Here is an 18,517-nt window from a genome sequence, read left to right as displayed (position 1 = left end):
GCCCCCTGTGGGGAAACCACGCTGTCTCTGTTAGTTGCTGGAAGGATGATGCCAGTTCATCCGTCCGCATCGCATGTTGGGAGCGTTACGTGGACGTCCTCGCGGGACTGGACCCCGAGCAGCGCGACGTCGCCGAGGCGGTGCGCGGCCCGGTGTGCGTGCTGGCCGGCGCAGGTACGGGCAAGACCCGGGCCATCACCCATCGCATCGCGTACGCCGTGGCGTCGGGGGTGGTCGAGCCGCAGTGCGTGCTGGCTGTGACGTTCACCACACGGGCGGCGGGCGAGCTCAGGCAGCGGCTGCGCCGGCTCGGCGCGCCGGGCGTGCAGGCGCGCACCTTCCACGCGGCGGCGCTGCGGCAGCTCAGCTACTTCTGGCCGCGCGTGATCGGTGGGGACACGCCCCAGATCGTGGAGTCCAAGCTGCCGCTGCTGGTCGAGGCGTGCCGCCTGGCGAGGAGGAACCCCGACCGCGGCGAGTTGCGCGACGTCGCGAGCGAGATCGAGTGGGCCAAGGTCACCCAGATCGGGCCGGAGGACTACCCCGCCGCGGCGCTCAAGGCCCGGCGCACCCCGCCGATCGCCCCCGAGGAGGTGGCCCGGCTCTTCGAGGCGTACGAGGACCTGCGCCGCCGCCGGAACCTGATCGACTTCGAGACGATCCTGGAGCTGACCGCCGCGGTGATGACCGAGCACCGCGAGGTCGCCGCCCAGATCCGCCAGCAGTACCGCTACTTCGTCGTGGACGAGTTCCAGGACGTCAACCCGCTGCAGAAGCTGCTGCTCGACACCTGGCTCGGCGGCCGGGACGACCTGTGCGTGGTGGGCGATCCCAACCAGACCATCTACTCCTTCACCGGCGCGACACCGCACTACCTGACGAACTTCGCCGTCGAGCACCCCTCGGCCAAGGTGATCAGGCTGGTGCGCGACTACCGCTCCACCCCGCAGGTGGTCACGCTCGCCAACCGTGTCATGGCGCGCTCGGCGCACCGGCTCGAACTGGTCGCGCAGCGCCCCGACGGGCCCGCGCCCGAGTTCACCGAGTACGACGACGAGCCGGCCGAGGCGCTCGGCGTCGCGCTGACCGTCAAGAAGCTCATGGCCGACGGCGTCCCCACCCGGGAGATCGCCGTGCTCTTCCGGGTCAACGCCCAGTCGGAGGCGTACGAGCAGGCGTTCACCGAGTCGGGCGTGCCGTACGTGCTGCGCGGCGCCGAGCGGTTCTTCGAACGGCCCGAGGTACGGCAGGCGGTGGTCCTGCTGCGGGGGGCCGCCCGGTCGGCGAACGACGAGGAGCCGCTCGCGCCGGGCGTCCACGCGATCCTCTCGGGCATCGGTCTCACGCCCGAGCCGCCCGGCGGCGGCAAGGCCAGGGAGAAGTGGGAGTCGCTCAAGGCCCTCGCCGATCTCGCCGAGGACATGGCGGCCGAGGGCGCCAACCTGCCGGCCTTCGTCGCCGAGCTGGAGCGCAGGGCGATGGAGCAGCACGCGCCGCCGGTCGAGGGAGTGACGCTCGCCTCGCTGCATGCCGCCAAGGGGCTCGAGTGGGACGCCGTCTTCCTCGTCGGGCTCACCGACGGCATGGTCCCGATCGTGTACGCCGAGACTCCCGAGCAGGTCGAGGAAGAGCGGCGGCTGCTCTACGTGGGCGTGACGCGGGCCCGTGAGCACCTGCACCTGTCCTGGGCGCTGGCGCGCTCCCCGGGCGGCCGCAGGTCACGCCGGCCGTCCCGGTTCCTCGAAGGACTCTCCCCGCGTACGGCGACCCCGCCGCCGGTGGAGCGGCGTTCCCCGGCGAGGAAGGCGGCGCTGCCCGTCCAGTGCCGGATCTGCGGCAAGTCGCTCGCGACGGCCGCGGAGCAGAAGCTGGGCCGCTGCGTGGGCTGCCCGGCCGACTACGACGAGGCGCTGCTGGAGAGCCTCAGGTCCTGGCGCACCTCCGTCGCCAAGGAGGCGAAGGTCCCGGCGTACGTCGTCTTCACCGATGTGACGCTCCAGGCCATCGCCGAGCGGGTGCCCGTCTCCGAGGACGACCTTCTACGGATAGCGGGGATAGGACGGGTCAAACTGGACCGGTATGGTGACGCTGTGCTCGACCTGTGCCGTGCCGCCGCCGGGGTTACCGGCGAGTGATGGGAGGTTCGTTGTGAACTCCGCCCTCAAGGAGCTCCTCGACCTCCTCGATCTTGAGCAGATCGAGCTGGACATCTTCCGGGGCCGCAGCCCCGAGGAGCGCATCCAGCGTGTCTTCGGCGGGCAGGTCGCGGCGCAGGCGCTGGTGGCCGCGGGCCGTACGGTGCCGCCGGACCGCATGGTCCACTCACTGCACGCGTACTTCATCCGCCCCGGTGACCCGGCGATCCCGATCGTCTACAACGTCGAGCGCGTGCGCGACGGCCGCTCCTTCACCACGCGCCGGGTCGTCGCCATCCAGCACGGCAAGGCGATCTTCACCATGTCGGCCTCGTTCCACGTCGACGAGCCCGGCGTCGCGCACCAGGCGCGGCCGATGCCCGATGTGCCCGCCCCCGAAAGCCTGCCGACGTTCCAGAGCCGGATGCTCGCCGCCTTCGGCGACGACACGCTCTGGCGCGAGTGGGCCGCCAAGCCGCGGCCGGTCGACTTCCGCTATGTCAGCGCCCTCCCGTGGGAGGCGCAGCGTGACTCCAGCCTGGTCAGCACGGAGAACAACGCCTGGTTCCGCTACGACGCGGAGCTTCCCGACGACCCGCTGCTGCACGTGGTGCTGGCCGCCTACGCCTCCGACTTCACCCTCGTCGACACCGTCCTGCTCGCGCACGGCATGGCGTGGGGGGCGACGAATGTCAGCGGCGCCTCCTTGGACCATGCCATGTGGTTCCACCGGCCGTTCCGCGCCGACGACTGGCTGCTGTACGCCCAGGAGTCGCCCTGGTCCGGTGGCGCGCGCGGTCTCGCCCGCGGCGAGATGTACACGTCGTCAGGGCAGCTCGCGGTGTCGGTGGTCCAGGAGTGCCTCATCCGCGTCAGTTAGTGCCCCTCCCGTCCCGTGCGCGTCCTGTGCCAGGGCTCCGGAGGCATCCGGACGGGCGCCGGAGCGGCCCGACGCCGGGCCGAAAGCCGCGGCCGGCCACGCCGACCCGAGGGGCGGTCCCGGGCCGCGTACGAGGACGGTGCTAGCCTGACGGCCAGTGTCGCGAAACCGTGAAAATCGCAGGTAGAAAATAGGTTGCCGGGTTCCCGGTTTCGCATTTAGGGTCATGAAAGTCGGTCGGGCGGCCCAGCCCGACCATCGCATTCAAATGGAGGTGAGTCCTGTGGAGAGCACGATCATGTTTGCCACCCCGTGGCTCGCTTCCGCACGCCCGGCCGCCGATGTCGCGCCAGTCGCACTGATGCGCGGCAAGGTCGCCCGTGCCGAGGCTCTGCCCGGTTCGGCCGCCTTCGGCGTTCTCGCCGACGCGCGCCGTGGCATCCCCGCCTACCGTCCGTCCATCACGGAGCGGCCGATGGGCGCTCAGCAGACCAGCCACACCGCCAATGGTGGAGTGCGCGGTTCGCGCTACGCCTGGAGAGAACCAGTCACAACCTGACTGGTCTTCCTCTTCAGGCCGCGGATCCGCACACAGGATCCGCGGCCTTCTTGTTTTGCCCGCCAGGTTCCGCCCACCACAGAGGACAAACCAGCCCAAGAAACCAATCAAAGAGGTGACGCAGATGGCGGCCCCGGTCATGGACCTGATCGAAGCCGAAATCCCCTGTCGTACCGAGCCCGACCTGTGGTTCGCCGAGTCTCCGGAGGACGTGGAGTTCGCCAAGGCGCTCTGCGGAGGCTGCCCGATCCAGAAGGCCTGCCTGGCCCGCGCGCTGGAGCGCGAGGAGCCGTGGGGCGTCTGGGGTGGCGAACTCATCCTGCGGGGGGCCATCGTCCCCCGGAAGCGGCCGCGCGGGCGCCCCCGCAAGACTCCGGTCGCAGCCTGAACACCACCGCACGCAGCACGAACCCTGAAAGAGGAGAAGAACCGATGACCATCAACCCCACCGCCGCCATGTATATGCATCAAGAACTGGTCGACGAGCGAATACGCGGCCTCCACCAGGAGGCCGCCGAGCAGCGACTGGCCAGTCGGATCCAGGACGTACAGAGGGCGCGCCGCAAGGCCGAGCGCGCCTCCCGGCGTCTGCTCGCGGCGCTCGCGCGCGCCTGACCGCTCCACCTCTGGGAGCCCGCGTCACCGAAGGGCGGCCGAGACGGCCGCCCGGCGCACGGCGGAACATGACCGAGGCCCGGGCCGTTCGTCGGCCCGGGCCTTCGTCGTCCGTACGGCGCCCGGCGCCAGGTCAGACGACAGATGACCCTTGCGCCGGGACCGAACCGCGCCGGGGCCTCCCGGAGGGCGGGCCGGGACCGGACACCGCGTCAGGTCAGACGGTGGTGAGGGCGGTGTCCTCCTCCGGCTCCTCGTCGGAGAAGCCCGGGACCCAGGTGATCACCTCGTCGCGGAACCTGGCGGTCGTGCCGAGCTGGCACAACACGCCCACACCGGCCGCGTGCACACGGTGGATCAGCACGTACGACGGGGGAAGGTTGAGCTGGCGCACCACGTTGCCCGGCCGCAGGTCGGCCACGGCCGCCGCCTGCCGCTGGAGCCATTCGCGGCTGAAGGTGAACTCCTCCACCCGGGTGGGCTCGACGTAGGGGGCGAGGAACACCCGCAGAGCGTCCACGTCGACGTCGATGTGCGGCCGGATGAACCCCTCGTCGCGCAGCCCCTGGACCACCGCCTCCATGTCGCCCTGGTTGAAGATCCGGGTCAGCGTGCCGAACATCCGGGGATAGCCGTCAGGGAGCCGGTTGACGGCACCGAAGTCGAGCACCCCCAGACGCCCGTCCTCCATCATCCGGAAGTTGCCGGGGTGCGGATCGGCGTGCAACATGCCGACCCGGGCGGGAGAGCAGAAGAGGAAGCGGACCAGCAGCAGCCCGGCGAGGTCGCGCTCCTCGGTGGTGCCGTCGGTGATGATCCGGGACAGCGCGCTGCCGGACATCCACTCCGTGATCAGGATCTGCTCGTTCGCGGCGATCACGTCCGGTACGAAGAAGTCGGGATCGTCGCGGAACTCCTGGGCGAACGCGTGCTGCGCCTCGGCCTCGCTGAGGTAGTCGAGCTCCTCGGCCACCCGTTCCCTCAGCTCGCTCAGCACGGACCTCACGTCCAGGCCGGGCAGCAGCGCCCCGAAGAGCTTCCCAAGTCGCGCCAGCTGGTTGAAATCGGACAGCAGCGCCTTGCCCGCGCCGGGGTACTGGATCTTCACCGCCACGGGACGGCCGTCGTGCCACACCGCCTTGTGGACCTGACCGATCGAGGCCGCCGCGGTCGGCGCGTCGTCGAACTCCAGGAAGTTCTCCCGCCAGTCGTCGCCCAGCTGCTCCGCCAGGACCTTGTGGACGACCGGAGCGGGCAGCGCGGGAGCGGCGTCCTGCAGCCTCGTCAGCGTCGCGCGGTACGGCCCGGCGATCTCCGTGGGCAGGGCCGCCTCGAAGATGGACAGCGCCTGGCCGAACTTCATCGCGCCGCCCTTGAGCTCGCCGAGCACCTTGAAGATCTGCTCTGCCGTACGCTGCTGGATCTCCTGGGCGACGATCTCGGCGGACTTGCCGCCGATCCGTTTCCCCAGGCCGAGTGCGGTCCGGCCGGCGAACCCCAGGGGAAGGGCGGCCAGCTTCGCCGAGCGCGTCATTGCACGTCGCGGAAGGTCACTCACGCGACCATTGTTAGCGAATTTCGACGGTTTCGACTACAACGACATCTCGGATGGCGGTCGTAGGCGCGCCGCCGCCAGTCCCAGTCGGGTGTTATCTCCAGTGTGTCGTTGCTCACAGCCGCGCCTTCGAGCCAGGCGAGCGCCTGCCCCGCGGCCTGTGCGGCGACCAGCGCGGAGAGGGCGGCGTCGCACGCGATCTCGCCCGCGGGGAAGCCGCCAAGGCGGGCCTGGACGGCGGGCCAGGAGGGGTCCCGGTCACGCCGGAACAGATCTCGGCAACGCAGGCACGGAGTGACTCCGGGGATCACCAGCGGCCCGACGCATCCGCACCCCTCGTACGCGCTGACGAGCAGGTGCGGGATGCCGGCGGCGTGCAGCTCGCGCACCAGAAGAGAGTCGAGCGGCTCGACCGGGGCGAGGATCACCAGGTCGGGACGGCGGGCACCGTCGGCGGGGTGTGAGGCGGTCCTGCCGGTCCAGGCGTTGACGCCGGGGGCCAGTCGCCGGGCGACCTCGACCGCGCCCTCCTCACGACTCGCCCCCACCTCCGGCCGCCCCAGCCCGCCGGGCGCCACGTCCTGGGGCCGGGCCGTGCCGGCGTCGACGACGCAGAGGTGACCGACGCCGGAGGCGGCGAGCAGGGAGGCGACCTGGGCGCCCACCCTGCCCGCTCCGTACACCCGGACGTGCGCCGCTCTCCTGCGCCGCAGCCCGGCGAGCCCGCCGTCCGCGGACGTGAGGGAGAGCCGGTCACGCTCGGGACGGAGCAGCTCGCGCTCCTCGCGGGACAGCGCGGAGAGCTCGCCGGGCCGGGCGGACGCGTCCTCCACCAGGCCGTGCCGTACCAGCAGGGCGATCACCTCGCGGGCGGCGCCCGCGTCCAGGCCGCTCGCGGACACGGCCTCATCGAGCGTGCGGGTGCCGTCGAGGCTCTCGACGAGCCGGCGCACGGCGGGTTCCAGGTCCGTCAGGACGGTCGCGCGTGCCGGGTGGACGCCGAACTGGAGGGTGCGGCCGTCTCTTTCCACGCGGCGCAGGGCGGTCTTCAGACGAGGTCTCATAGCAGCGTGAGATTAGTCACACCAGGTGAGGCCGTGTTTGTGCCCTGTGGATAACTTCTGTGGCCGGTGGGAGACGCGGGGTCCGCGTTTCCCGTACGGTCGGCCGGTGTTCGCCTGATTGACCAGGGAGAACGTCATTGACCCCCTGTGGAAACAGGCAGTTGTCGGCTACCTTGCATATGTGCCCCCCGAGACAGTCGAGGTTCGTCGGAGCACACGTCGGCGGCGAACCGTTTCCGCGTACCGCGATGGTGACAAGACCATCGTGTTGCTTCCTGCCGGTCTGAGTACGACCGACGAGGAGCAGTGGGTGCGCCGCATGCTCGACCGGCTCGCCGCGAAAGAGCAGCGAAGACGCCTCAGCGACGACGATCTGCTCGACCGCGCGAGGGAGCTGTCCACTCGCTATCTGGACGGCAGAGCGCTGCCCAACAGCGTGCGCTGGGTCGAGAACCAGCAGCACCGGTGGGGATCCTGCACACCGGATCATGCCACGATCAGGTTGTCGACGCGCCTGCGGGGGATGCCCGCGTGGGTCGTAGACTACGTGATCATGCACGAGCTGGTCCACCTGCTGGTCCCGAGCCACGGTCCCCGCTTCTGGGCGCTGGTCGAACGCTACCCCAAGGCGGAGCGCGCCCGTGGCTTCCTGGAGGGTTTCTCCATGGCGGCCAGCGGTTCCGCGGAGGAGTGTTGACCCGCGTCGCGGCCGTCCTCGTCACCCCCGGCATGGCCGACGGGGCGCCTCCCGGAGTCGATCCGGCCGAGTTCCTCATGGCCGTCGCCGAGGACACCTACGAGATGGTCGCCGGTCTCGAACTGGTCGAGCCGGTCATCCTGTCCGCCGGAGTGCCCGGACTGGACGAGATCGCCTGGCCGGGCACGCCGGTCCTGTCCATCGGCTCGCCCGCCGAGGCGTTCGCCGCCCTGCCGTACGGCACCGAGGGGGTCGTGGTCAGCGCCGACGCCCCGGATCTGCCGCCCCTGCTGATCGGCAAGCTCTTCCGCGCGCTGGGCCGGGCCGAGATGGCGGTCTGCCCCGCGGAGGGCGGGGGCGCCGTCGCCGTCGCGGCGCGGCTGCCGCTGCCGACCTGGGCTGACCCCGACTTCGACGACCCCGACCTGGTCGGACGGCTCCGCCGCCAGGCGCCCGGCCCCCGCATGGTCGCCACCGGCCCCGGCTGGCACCGGCTCAGGAAGCCGGTCGACGTGGGGCGGCTCGACCCCGGCCTGGAAGGCTGGGACAACACCCGGGCGCTCCTCGGCTAGCGCTCCTCCCGGCGGCCCCCGCCGGTCAGGGCGAAGAGGGCAGCCGCAACTCGGCGAACAGCGCGCGGTGGTCGGTACCCGGCACGTCGTGGACGCTGACGTCGACCGCCGACGCCCGTTCGTCCACGAGCACGTGGTCGATGGTGATCAGCGGAGGAAGGCGCCGGTTCGCGGGCCAGGTCGTGCGCAGCCCGGTCCCCGTGGCGTCGGCCGCGTCCAGGTACCCCCGGCCGAGCACCTCGCGCAGGGCCGCGTGGTCGAGGCTCGCGTTGAAGTCGCCGGCGAGGACGCGGACCGTTCCCGGGACGGCCGGGGGCAACGAACGCAACGCCTCCTTCCAGGTGGCGACGTCCGGCCCGAGAGGCGCCATGGTGTGCACGTCGACGAGTTCGACGGCCTGCCCGCCGGGCAGGGAGAACCGGACGTACGGCATGTGGTGCCCGTCCGAAGGAGCGAAATCGGGCAGTTTCGTCAGCGGATAGCGCGAGTAGATGCCGCTGCCCGACGCGCTGTACTCCTGCTGCAGGTGGCTGTACGGCATGAGCGTGCCCAGCCCGGCCGCGTCCAGGGCCTCGACCGCCCGCGGATCCAGTTCCTGCGTGTTGAGGATGTCCGGCCGCAACCGGCGGACCAGGTCGATCACCGTACGGGCGTCGCCGCGCCCGAAGAACAGGTTGATCGTGAGGATCCGCAGGGACGGGCCGGTCGCCGCCGGGGTGTCGCCGAACGCGCGGGGCAGCACCATGAACGCCAGCAGGGTGGACGACGCCGCCGCGACGGCGACGACGGCCCGGCCGCGCGACCCCAGCGCCAGAAGGGCCGCGAACAGCGAGAACAGCGCCACATACGGCGTGGCCGTGATCAGCTCGGTGAGGACGGGCCCGTCGACGCCGGCCAGCCGGACCAGCGCCCATACCGCGCACGGCACCACGGCGATCCAGGCCAGCGGCCTCGGCAGCCGCCGGCGGTGCCGGGGAGTCGTGATGACGCCGCCCACGTCGACCTGAGTCATGTCGCCGACCCTAGCGACTGGAACCGCAAGGCCGCGTAAGTCAGATGTGCGGATCCTGTGCAGACCGGGCGCGGGCGGCGAGCCGCCGGGTCGCCTCGTCGCTCGGCTCGGGGATCTCCTCGATCGGGAACCAGCGCAGGTCGAGCGACTCGTCGCTGATCACCGCCTCGGCCCCGGGCGGGGCGACCGCGCCGTACTCGACGTCGAGGTGCCAGCTGTGCGGCGGATGGCACCAGACCTGGTGCCGGTCCAGGGCCAGCGGCCCGGGCAGCAGCGTGAGACCCGTGATGCCGGACTCCTCGGTCGCCTCTCTGAGAGCGACCTCGGCGAGCGAACCGTCCGTGACCTCGCAGTGGCCGCCCATGGGCAGCCACATCCCGGCTTTCGGATGCAGGGTGAGCAGCACCCGGGCGCCGTCGTGCGAGATCACCGCGGTGGTCGCCGTCAGGTGGCCGGCCGCGCAGCCGCGCCACATGGCGTCCTCGTACGTGTCGAGGTGCTCCAGGAACTCCTTCCTGAGCAGCTCCTCGTCCGCGGTCGGCGCCGTCCACCCGGTGAGTACAGCGTGCGCGTCCCGGTGGAGGCTCACTCCTCGTCGTCCTTGGGCTCCTCCAGCGCGGACAGGTCGAACCTCGCCTCGCCCTTGACGAAGGAGTCGGGATCGGCCAGGTCGTCGGCGGTGGGCATGAGGTCGGGGTGGCTCCAGACGGCGTCCCTGCCCTCGACGCCACGCTCGGCGGTCAGCGCCTTCCAGAGAGCCGCGGCCTCGCGCAGCCGCCGGGGGCGCAGTTCCAGGCCGACCAGGGTGGCGAAGGTCCGCTCCGCGGGCCCGCCGGTCGCGCGGCGGCGCCGTACGGTCTCGGCGAGCGCGGTCGCGGAGGGCAGCTTGCCCTCGGCGGACTCGTCCACGACGGTGGCGACCCAGCCCTCGACCAGCGCGAGCGCGGTCTCCAGGCGGACCAGCGCGGCCTTCTGCCGCTCGGTCTCCTCGGGCTTGAGCAGCTCGCCGCCGCCGAGGATCTCCTGAAGCTGCTCGGGGTTGTTCAGATCCAGCCCCTGGAGCTTCCCTTCGAGGGCGGAGACGTCCACGGTGATGCCCCTGGCGTACTCCTCGACGGCGCCGAGGAGGTGCGCCCGCAGCCACGGGACATGCTGGAACAGCCGGTGGTGGGCCGCCTCACGCAGCGCGAGATAGATCCTGATCTCCTCGGCCGGCGTCTCCAGGCCCTCGCTGAACGCGGCGATTCCGCCGGGCAGCAACGCGGCCGTGTCCGACAGCGGCAGGCCGATGTCGGAGGAGCCGACGACCTCGCGGGCGAGCGTGCCGAGCGCCTGGCCGAGCTGCTGCCCGACCATCATGCCGCCCATCTGCTTGAGCATGCCCATGAGCGGCCCGGCCATGGCCTGCGCCTCGGGGGGCAGGCCGGTGGCGCTGAGCGTGCCGCCCATGGTCTCGACCATGCGGGCGGCGACCGGCTCGCACAGCTGCTTCCAGACCGGAACGGTCTTCTCGATCCACTCGGACCGGCTCCACGCCTGGGGGCTCGTCACGCCGCTGGGCAGCGTGGTGGCCTCGTTCAGCCAGAGGTCGGCGAGATTGAGGGCGTCCACGATCTGTCGTCGCTCGCCCTCCATGACGCTCGGGTCCCCTTCGGCGACCACGGCGTGTCGTGCGATGTTCTTGGCCATGTCCCAGTTGACAGGCCCGGCGCTCTGCGGGGCGGACAGCATGTCCGCGAACTGCCGCATCGCCGCCGCGATCTGCTCCGGGCTGCCGAACATGGCGAACGGGTTTTCGTTGGGGTCATTTTCACGACCTGGCAGGTCAGTCACCGCGCCACCTCGTGCAGGATGGAGGAGTCCACATCCGCCACGTTATCCGCCGTGGGGCGGATCAGTGCAAAGTGAGGACCTCGTGCCAACCTCGAAACGCCTTCGTCCGCCCGTAGTCGCCGTCACGGGCGCCGCCTCCGGTCTCGGCAGGGCGTTCCTCGCGAAAGTCGCCTCGTCTGCGGATTTCCGCCGCGTCGTGGCCATCGACGACCAGCGCGGAGATGTGCCGGATGTCACCTGGCGTGTTCTCGACATCCGCGATCCGCTCTTGGCGAACCGCATATCCGACGTCGACGTCCTGGTCCATCTGGGCGGCGACTATTCCCTGGACTCCGACCCGGACGAGCGCCGGGCGTACAACCTGCGCGCCGCCCAGACCGTGCTCACCGCGTCCGCCGCGGCCCGGGTCCGCCGCGTCGTTCTCGTCACCAGCGCGATGGTGTACGGCGCGGCCGGCGACAATCCGGTGCCGCTCGCGGAGGACTCCCCGGTCGCGGCCGAGCCCGACACCGGCGTCGTCGGCGACCATCTGGAGATCGAGGCCCTGGTGCGGCGCTCACTCCGCTCGCATCCCGGTCTCGGGGTCACCGTGCTCAGACCCGCCGCGCTGGTCGGCCCGGGCATCGACACGGTGATCACCCGCCACTTCGAGGCTCCGCGCCTGCTCGTCGTCAAGGGATCGCTGCCGCGTTGGCAGTTCTGCCACATCGACGACCTCGTGTCGGCGCTGGAGACGGCCGCGCTCGGGCACGTCAGCGGGGTCGTGGCGGTCGGGTCGGACGGATGGCTGGAGATGGAGCAGGCCGAGGAGATCTCCGGCCTGCGCCGTTTCGAGCTGCCCGCCGGATTGACCTTCGGTACGGCACAGCGGCTGCACCGGCTCGGCATCACCCCGGCCCCGGCGACCGACCTGCACTACGTCGTCTATCCGTGGGTCGTCGACTGCGCCGCGCTGCGCGCCGCCGGGTGGAAACCCGCGTGGACCAACGACGCCGCCCTGCAGGAACTGCTCGACCAGCGCAAGGGCAAGCACGCCGTGGTCGGCCGCCGTCTCTCCGGCAAGGACGCCACCCTCACCGCGGCGGGTGCCACCGTCGCCGTCATCGGCACCGCGGCCATCGTCCGCGCCGCGAGGCGCAAGCGCCGCGTCTGACCCGGCCGGTACGGCGCCGCCCGTGTTCCGCGGGCCGGCGCCGTACTAACCTCGGGGACGTGGACGTCATCCGGTTACTGGCCATTCGTGACACCCCGCTGTCTGTGGACGAGGTGCTGAGCGCGGTCGGAGACCACGCGGCCGGCGGTACCACGATCTTCGTGGGGACGGTCCGTGAAGAGGATCAGGGCAAGCAGGTGACACTCCTGTCCTATTCGGCCCACCCGTCCGCCGAGGAGGAGTTGCGGAGGGTGGCCGAGAAGGTCGCCGCCGACTTCCCCGTGACCGCGCTGGCCGCCGTGCACCGCGTCGGCGACCTCCAGTTGGGGGACATCGCGGTCATCGTGGCCGTGGCCTGCCCCCACCGAGGGGAGGCGTTCGAGGCGTCCCGCAAGCTGATCGACGACCTCAAGCACCAGGTGCCGATCTGGAAGCACCAGGTTTTCACCGACGGCGCCGCGGAGTGGGTCGGCGCGTGCTGACGGCCGTGCTGATGTGCGGGGCCGTCGGTCGCAGCACATAGAGTCTGACCATGTCCCGACGCGCTCTCACCTTGCTGGTGGCGGGTTTCCTGACCGTGATCCTCGCGGTCGCCGCGGCGTTGCTGCCCGTGCCGTACGTCGTGCTGAGCCCGGGGCCGACGGAGAACACGATCGGCGACGTCAAGGGCAAACCCGTGATCACGATCTCGGGGCACACGACCTATCCCACCGACGGCAAGCTGAGCATGGTGACCGTCGCCTACCAGGGCGGGCCGAGCAACAGCATCGACCTGCTCACCGCGCTGCGCGGCTGGGTCGACCCCACCATCGCGGTCGTCCCGGAGGAGACCATCTTCCCGAGGAAGACGACCGCCAAGGAGGTCGAGCAGCAGAACACCCTGCAGATGACCACCTCGCAGGAGGACGCGACGATCGCGGCGCTGCACGCGCTGAAGATCCCCGTTCCCGAGGTCGTCTCCGTGGCCGTCGTGGAGAAGGGGCTTCCCGCGGACGGCAAGCTGCAGGTGAGTGACGAGATCACCGCGGTGGACGGCGCGGCCGCCACTGACCAGAACACCGTCGCCTCGGCCGTGCGGAAGCTCAAGCCGGGCGAGCAGGTCCGGCTCACGGTGAACCGGAAGGGCACCTCCACCGACGTGGTCCTCGGCACCGTCGCGGGCAAGGACGGCAAGGCCAGGGTCGGCGTGACCATGGGGATGAGGTACAAGCCGCCCTTCAAGGTCGACATCAGCGTCGGCGACATCGGCGGCCCGAGCGCCGGCCTGATGTTCTCGCTGGGCATCTACGACAAGTTGACCCCCGGTGCCCTGACCGGCGGCAAGTCCATCGCGGGCACGGGGACGATCACCCTGGACGGCGCGGTCGGCCCGATCGGCGGCATCGAGCAGAAGATGGTCGGGGCCAGGAAAGCGGGCGCGACGATCTTCCTCACCCCTGCCCTCAATTGCCCGCAGGCCGTACGCGCGGTGCCCGACGGGCTGCGCCTGGTCAAGGTCGAGACCCTCGAAGGCGCCATCAAGGCGATCGACGCGCTGCGCACCGGCACGGGTGACGTCCCAGCATGCACCAAGAACTGAAATCACGACCGGCCGTTTCGCGGTGTAGGTTGCCAGGCACGGACCGTTGTTCTGAGACAAGGGGTTGGCGTTGAGCTTCCGGAGCCCCGGAGCCGGTCGGGCGATGCGCTTGCCCCGCCGGCCGCGACTGCTCATTCCCGTTGTGATCGCTCTCGTGGCGATCGTCGTATTGTTCTTCATCTTCACCGCGATATTCACCGACTTCCTGTGGTACGACTCGGTCGACTTCTCGTCGGTGTTCTCGGCCATGCTGGTGACGCAGATCCTGCTGTTCGTGGTGGGAGCCGTCCTCATGGCCGGCATCGTCGGGGGCAACATGGCCCTGGCGCACCGGACGCGACCGATGTTCGGCCCCGGCATGTTCGGCTCCCCGCAGGGGGCCGACCGCTACCGCCTCGCCGTCGACCCGCACCGCCGGCTCTTCTTCTTCGTCGGCATGGGCGTCCTGGCCCTGTTCACGGGCTCCTCCACGGCCGGCCAGTGGAAGACGTGGCTGCTGTTCGCGAATTCCACGCCCTTCGGCAAGAAGGACGAGCTGTTCCATCTCGACATCGCGTTCTTCATGTTCACCGTCCCCTTCCTCAGGACGGTGCTGAACTTCCTGTTCACGGCGATCGTCCTGTCGATCGTCGCCGCGGCGATCGTGCACTACCTATACGGCGGCTTCCGGATCGCCTCGCCCGGCGGCGTGCACGCCTCCAGGGCCGCGCGGGTCCACCTGTCCGTACTGCTCGGCGTTTTCGTCCTGCTCAAGGCCGCCGCGTACTGGCTCGACCGCTACGACCTCGTGTTCTCCACCCGCGGCATCGTGGACGGCGCGTCCTACACCGACGTCAACGCGGTGCTCCCGGCGAAGGGCATCCTGGCCGTCATCGCGCTGATCTGCGCGCTGATCTTCTTTGCGGGGATCATCCGGCCCGGCGGCATGTGGCCGGGAGCCGCCTTCGGTCTCCTGGTCCTGTCGGCCATCCTCATCGGCAGCGTGTATCCGGTCCTGGTCGAGCAGTTCCAGGTGCGTCCCAACCAGCAGGGCAAGGAAGGGACGTCCATCTCGCGGAACATCGCCGCGACCCGTGAGGCGTACGGCGTCGCCGACGCGGACGTCGTCACGTACGACGCGCAGGCCACCCCGCAGAAGGGGGCCGCCACCGACGAGACCGTCGCGGGCGTCCGGCTCCTCGACCCCACACTGGTCGCCAAGACCTTCCAGCAGAAGCAGCGCATCCGCGGTTTCTACGACTTCCCCGAGCAGTTGGACGTCGACCGGTACAAGGACGCCGACGGCGTCGTACGCGACCACGTGGTCGCCGTACGCGAGATAACCGGCCCGCCGTCCGATCGCAACAACTGGATCAACCGGCATCTCGTCTACACCCACGGATACGGTTTCGTCGCCGCTCCCGGCAGCGAGGTGGACAGCGAGGGCCTGCCGAACTTCGACGCCAAGGACATGCCGGTCTCCGGCTCGCTCGTCCCGAGCGCAGGGCTGAAGGAGCCCCGCGTCTACTTCGGCGAGCAGTCGAAGGACTACGCCATCGTCGGCGGCAAGGAGAAGATGGAGCTCGACTACCCCGTCGACGGGACGACGGGCCAGGAGAACACCTCCTACGCGGGCAAGGGTGGCGTCCCGGTCGGCTCGTTCTTCAACCGGCTGCTCTACGCCGCGAAGTACGGCGAGATCAACATGCTGCTGTCCGGCGACGTCAACGAGCAGTCCCGCATCCTGTACGACCGGACTCCGGCCCAGCGCGTCGCCAAGGTGGCGCCGTTCCTCAACCTCGACTCGGATCCGTACCCCGCGATCGTCAACGGGCGGGTCGTCTGGATCGTCGACGCGTACACCACCGCGAACGAGTACCCGTTCTCCCAGAGCAAGAGCTTCTCGGACATGATCCGGGACACCTCGACCAACCCGGGAGTGATCGCGCCGCAGCCGCGTGACCAGATCAACTACATCCGGAACTCGGTCAAGGCCACCGTGGACGCGTACGACGGCACGGTGACGCTCTACGAGTGGGACACCGAGGACCCGATCCTGAAGTCCTGGGAGAAGGCGTTCCCCGGGATCATCAAGCCGAAGGACACGATCGAGCCCGAGCTGCAGGACCACCTGCGCTACCCCGAGGACCTGTTCAAGGTCCAGCGTGACGTGCTGTCCCGCTACCACGTCACCAACCCGGAGTCCTTCTACGGCGGCCAGGACTTCTGGAACGTCCCCGACGACCCGTCGGCCAACGAGAAGAACATCAAGCAGCCGCCCTACTTCCTGTCGGTCAACATGCCGGGGTCCAGCGGGCCTGCGTTCTCGCTGACCACGACCTTCGTGCCGAAGCAGGGGCCGAACCTCGCGGCCTTCATGGCGGTCGACTCCACCGCCGGGCCCGGCTTTGGGAAGCTGCGGATCCTCCGGATGCCGGCGAACACCACGATCGCCAGCCCTGGCCAGGTGCAGAACACGTTCACCAACCGGTTCGCCGGCGAACTGAACATCCTCGGGCTCGGTAAGGCACAGATCGTGCACGGCAACCTGCTCACCCTGCCTTTCGCCGGCGGGCTCGTGTACATCGAGCCCGTGTACGTGCAGACAGCGGCGGGGGCGGGCCAGGAGCCGTACCCGATCCTGCGGCGAGTCCTGGTGATGTTCGGCAACAGGGTCGGCTCCGCCGACACCCTGAAGGACGCGCTGAACCAGGTGTTCGGCACCACGGTCGAGCAACCGGCCAAGCCCGACGAGAACACGCCCCCGGAGGGTAAGCCCGCGGCCGATCCCAGCCTGAAGGGTGTGATCGAGAAGGCGCAGGCCGCCTATGACGACGCACAGAAGGCCCTGTCCGCGACCCCGCCCAAATGGACCGAGTACGGGGACGCCCAGAAGCGACTCAGCGACGCCCTGAACGAGCTCCAGGCGCTGCATAAGGATCAACCGCAGGCCACGCCGTCACCGACGCCGTCCTCGACCCCGTCCGAGCCGAAGCCGTCACCTTCGAAGAGCTCATAGCGACGGACCGATTTGCTTCCACCTCGCGTGCCGGGTAATGTTCTTCTTACCGACGCGGGGTGGAGCAGCTCGGTAGCTCGCTGGGCTCATAACCCAGAGGTCGCAGGTTCAAATCCTGTCCCCGCTACTGATCGAAGGCCCTGGTCACCGGAAACCGGCGACCAGGGCCTTCGTCTTTCCTTGTAATGTCACCTGTCGTGCCAGGGCCGTCCGCGCTCCACCGGAGGTTTCCCGCCGTACAGGAGGAGCGGACGCGGCCCGGCAACCGTAGAGGGATACAGCCAGGCAACCGGAGCGGTTTATCCGGAAATTACGCCATTTGTCCGGATGGTCATTGACGGTGATTCATGCTCGTGGGAGGCGGGTGAACCTATTGGTTTGCTCCTCCCTTCGCACATGGGTAGTCTGTAGACACACACCGACGCGGGGTGGAGCAGTTCGGTAGCTCGCTGGGCTCATAACCCAGAGGTCGCAGGTTCAAATCCTGTCCCCGCTACTGATCGAAGGCCCTGGTCACCGGAAACCGGCGACCAGGGCCTTCGTCTTTCCTTGTAATGTCACCTGTCGTGCCAGGGCCGTCCGCGCTCCACCGGAGGTTTCCCGCCGTACAGGAGGAGCGGACGCGGCCCGGCAACCGTAGAGGGATACAGCCAGGCAACCGGAGCGGTTTATCCGGAAATTACGCCATTTGTCCGGATGGTCATTGACGGTGATTCATGCTCGTGGGAGGCGGGTGAACCTATTGGTTTGCTCCTCCCTTCGCACATGGGTAGTCTGTAGACACACACCGACGCGGGGTGGAGCAGTTCGGTAGCTCGCTGGGCTCATAACCCAGAGGTCGCAGGTTCAAATCCTGTCCCCGCTACTGATCGAAGGCCCTGGTCACCGGGAAACCGGCGACCAGGGCCTTCGTCTTTTTCGATCTCTGTTTCTCTGCGGTAGGGCGGCTCGGGGGTCGCCGATCACCGCGGCAACGTACGGCTCACGCCGACGCAGCTCCTCGACCTGCCGTTCGGCCGCGACCGGCGCGCGGGTGCCTCGTCCTCGAGGAGCGGGATCAGCGATTGGGCCGTCTTGGCGTCGGACAGGATGCGCCGGGCCTCGGCGTCGTCGGCCGGCAGTTGCCCGTGCTTGTCGAGTTCGTGCACCAGGAAGGTCATCGGTGCGGGATCACCCGCGTTCGACGCGGCCACGGTGGCGCGCGCGGCCGTCAGCAGGCTGAGGTAGTAGGAGCGCAGGGTCGCCTCGCGCACCCGGGCCTGCTCGAGGTCGTCGAGCAGTTCGCTCGCGATCTGCAGCAGGTCAGCCGCGTGCCGGGCCTCGGCCGTGATGTGTGCCCGGATGTCGTCGAACTCCGACCGCGTCATTATGGCTACCTCCACCGGCGAGAGCCCGGGCGGCCGGGATGGCGCCAAACAAGGACTCCCACTCTGCTTTCGTAAGGCGTGGCGATTGCGGACGGCTTGACGACAGGTTGCGATGCGGACCTCATCACTGATGCCGATCTCCTCGTCCCCACCCCGTGCCGGCCTCGTCGCCGTAGTGCTACTTAGATGCTTGAGAGGCGGATCTGGTTGTCCCCGCTGAACTGCCCGTTTTCCCGGGTATCGCTGCGGACGCTTCGGGAGTTACCGGTCCGGCGGTCCTCGTCGGCATATCCACCGATATCCCCGTGCCACCGTCGGGTTGGAGCGTGGCTGGCGGGGCATGGCCGGCCGAAGGGAGGCGGCGCCACTCCCGGCATCGGGTTGTGACGGAATGCGTCTCGATCACTCCGGAGAGGCTGCTAGTCTTCTCGAGTCGGCGCAGCCCGGCGCCTTCCCTCCCCTTCCGCTTAGCGGTTCAGGCATGGGACGGCGTGGGCT

At 69.7% G+C, this 18,517-nt stretch carries 17 protein-coding genes and 3 tRNA genes; 14 read left to right on the top strand and 6 right to left on the bottom strand.

The window, feature by feature from the left end; genetic code table 11:
- Window positions 1–89: 89 nt before the first annotated feature.
- The 5 genes from IMZ11_RS30095 (at window position 90) to IMZ11_RS30075 (ending at window position 4,189) form a co-directional block, all read left to right on the top strand.
- A complete protein-coding gene (locus IMZ11_RS30095) occupies window positions 90–2,135 on the top strand; it encodes an ATP-dependent DNA helicase UvrD2 (protein ID WP_061259271.1) in 2,046 nt (681 codons plus the stop codon).
- 13 nt (window positions 2,136–2,148) lie between these two features.
- Entirely contained in the window at window positions 2,149–3,015 is an 867-nt protein-coding gene (locus IMZ11_RS30090) for an acyl-CoA thioesterase II (protein ID WP_228645801.1), read from the top strand.
- 283 nt (window positions 3,016–3,298) lie between these two features.
- Window positions 3,299–3,574 (top strand): hypothetical protein, encoded by a 276-nt coding sequence (locus tag IMZ11_RS30085; protein WP_228645800.1) that lies wholly within the window; start codon window positions 3,299–3,301, stop codon window positions 3,572–3,574.
- A gap of 124 nt (window positions 3,575–3,698) precedes the next feature.
- The gene (locus IMZ11_RS30080) at window positions 3,699–3,962 is read left to right on the top strand and encodes a WhiB family transcriptional regulator (RefSeq protein ID WP_061259399.1); all 264 of its coding nucleotides are present in this window, start codon (window positions 3,699–3,701) and stop codon (window positions 3,960–3,962) included.
- Between the two features lie 44 nt (window positions 3,963–4,006).
- Entirely contained in the window at window positions 4,007–4,189 is a 183-nt protein-coding gene (locus IMZ11_RS30075) for a hypothetical protein (protein WP_228645799.1), read from the top strand.
- 217 nt (window positions 4,190–4,406) lie between these two features.
- Here the strand turns inward: IMZ11_RS30075 and IMZ11_RS30070 are convergent, their stop codons facing one another.
- The gene (locus tag IMZ11_RS30070) at window positions 4,407–5,747 is read right to left on the bottom strand and encodes an AarF/ABC1/UbiB kinase family protein (protein WP_228645798.1); all 1,341 of its coding nucleotides are present in this window, start codon (window positions 5,745–5,747) and stop codon (window positions 4,407–4,409) included.
- Window positions 5,744–6,808 carry a ThiF family adenylyltransferase gene (locus tag IMZ11_RS30065; RefSeq protein WP_228645797.1) on the bottom strand — a complete coding sequence of 355 codons (1,065 nt, stop codon included), beginning with the start codon at window positions 6,806–6,808 and terminating at the stop codon, window positions 5,744–5,746. Before IMZ11_RS30065 ends, IMZ11_RS30070 begins: the two co-directional genes overlap by 4 nt.
- Window positions 6,809–6,989: 181 nt before the next feature.
- Between IMZ11_RS30065 and IMZ11_RS30060 the strand changes: the two genes are divergently transcribed.
- Both IMZ11_RS30060 and IMZ11_RS30055 read left to right on the top strand, forming a co-directional pair.
- A complete protein-coding gene (locus tag IMZ11_RS30060) occupies window positions 6,990–7,505 on the top strand; it encodes a M48 family metallopeptidase (RefSeq protein ID WP_061259266.1) in 516 nt (171 codons plus the stop codon).
- On the top strand, window positions 7,502–8,077 hold the full coding sequence (locus IMZ11_RS30055; protein ID WP_228645796.1) for a hypothetical protein: 576 nt from the start codon (window positions 7,502–7,504) through the stop codon (window positions 8,075–8,077). The genes IMZ11_RS30060 and IMZ11_RS30055 overlap by 4 nt, the downstream gene beginning before the upstream one ends.
- 25 nt (window positions 8,078–8,102) lie before the next feature.
- On the opposite strand, the gene IMZ11_RS30050 is transcribed toward IMZ11_RS30055, so the two are convergent.
- Genes IMZ11_RS30050 through IMZ11_RS30040 form a run of 3 tightly spaced genes read right to left on the bottom strand, consistent with a single transcriptional unit; the run spans window position 8,103 to window position 10,922 of the window.
- Window positions 8,103–9,089, bottom strand: a complete 987-nt coding sequence (locus IMZ11_RS30050) for an endonuclease/exonuclease/phosphatase family protein (protein ID WP_228645795.1) — start codon at window positions 9,087–9,089, stop codon at window positions 8,103–8,105.
- 40 nt (window positions 9,090–9,129) lie between these two features.
- Complete coding sequence (locus IMZ11_RS30045) at window positions 9,130–9,678, bottom strand: NUDIX hydrolase (protein ID WP_228645794.1); 549 nt, start codon at window positions 9,676–9,678, stop codon at window positions 9,130–9,132.
- Complete coding sequence (locus IMZ11_RS30040; protein ID WP_374462979.1) at window positions 9,675–10,922, bottom strand: zinc-dependent metalloprotease; 1,248 nt, start codon at window positions 10,920–10,922, stop codon at window positions 9,675–9,677. The genes IMZ11_RS30045 and IMZ11_RS30040 overlap by 4 nt, the downstream gene beginning before the upstream one ends.
- 82 nt (window positions 10,923–11,004) lie before the next feature.
- On the opposite strand from IMZ11_RS30040, the gene IMZ11_RS30035 reads away from it, so the two are divergent.
- The 7 genes from IMZ11_RS30035 (at window position 11,005) to IMZ11_RS30005 (ending at window position 17,517) form a co-directional block, all read left to right on the top strand.
- Entirely contained in the window at window positions 11,005–12,075 is a 1,071-nt protein-coding gene (locus IMZ11_RS30035; protein ID WP_228645793.1) for an NAD-dependent epimerase/dehydratase family protein, read from the top strand.
- Window positions 12,076–12,134: 59 nt separating this feature from the next.
- Window positions 12,135–12,557, top strand: a complete 423-nt coding sequence (locus IMZ11_RS30030; protein WP_228645792.1) for a molybdenum cofactor biosynthesis protein MoaE — start codon at window positions 12,135–12,137, stop codon at window positions 12,555–12,557.
- Window positions 12,558–12,607: 50 nt separating this feature from the next.
- On the top strand, window positions 12,608–13,654 hold the full coding sequence (locus IMZ11_RS30025) for a PDZ domain-containing protein (protein WP_228645791.1): 1,047 nt from the start codon (window positions 12,608–12,610) through the stop codon (window positions 13,652–13,654).
- Window positions 13,655–13,757: 103 nt separating this feature from the next.
- The gene (locus IMZ11_RS30020; protein WP_228645790.1) at window positions 13,758–16,652 is read left to right on the top strand and encodes a UPF0182 family protein; all 2,895 of its coding nucleotides are present in this window, start codon (window positions 13,758–13,760) and stop codon (window positions 16,650–16,652) included.
- A gap of 53 nt (window positions 16,653–16,705) precedes the next feature.
- Window positions 16,706–16,779: transfer RNA gene (locus IMZ11_RS30015), tRNA-Met, on the top strand.
- A gap of 295 nt (window positions 16,780–17,074) precedes the next feature.
- A tRNA-Met gene (locus IMZ11_RS30010) sits at window positions 17,075–17,148 on the top strand.
- A 295-nt stretch (window positions 17,149–17,443) separates the two neighbouring features.
- A tRNA-Met gene (locus IMZ11_RS30005) sits at window positions 17,444–17,517 on the top strand.
- A gap of 97 nt (window positions 17,518–17,614) precedes the next feature.
- Here the strand turns inward: IMZ11_RS30005 and IMZ11_RS30000 are convergent.
- Window positions 17,615–18,019 carry a hypothetical protein gene (locus IMZ11_RS30000; protein WP_228645789.1) on the bottom strand — a complete coding sequence of 135 codons (405 nt, stop codon included), beginning with the start codon at window positions 18,017–18,019 and terminating at the stop codon, window positions 17,615–17,617.
- Window positions 18,020–18,517: the final 498 nt, after the last annotated feature.

The organism is Microtetraspora sp. AC03309, assembly GCF_020826795.1.
Taxonomy (GTDB): Bacteria; Actinomycetota; Actinomycetes; order Streptosporangiales; family Streptosporangiaceae; genus Microtetraspora; species Microtetraspora glauca.
This window is presented reverse-complemented; position numbering and strand designations above follow the sequence as displayed.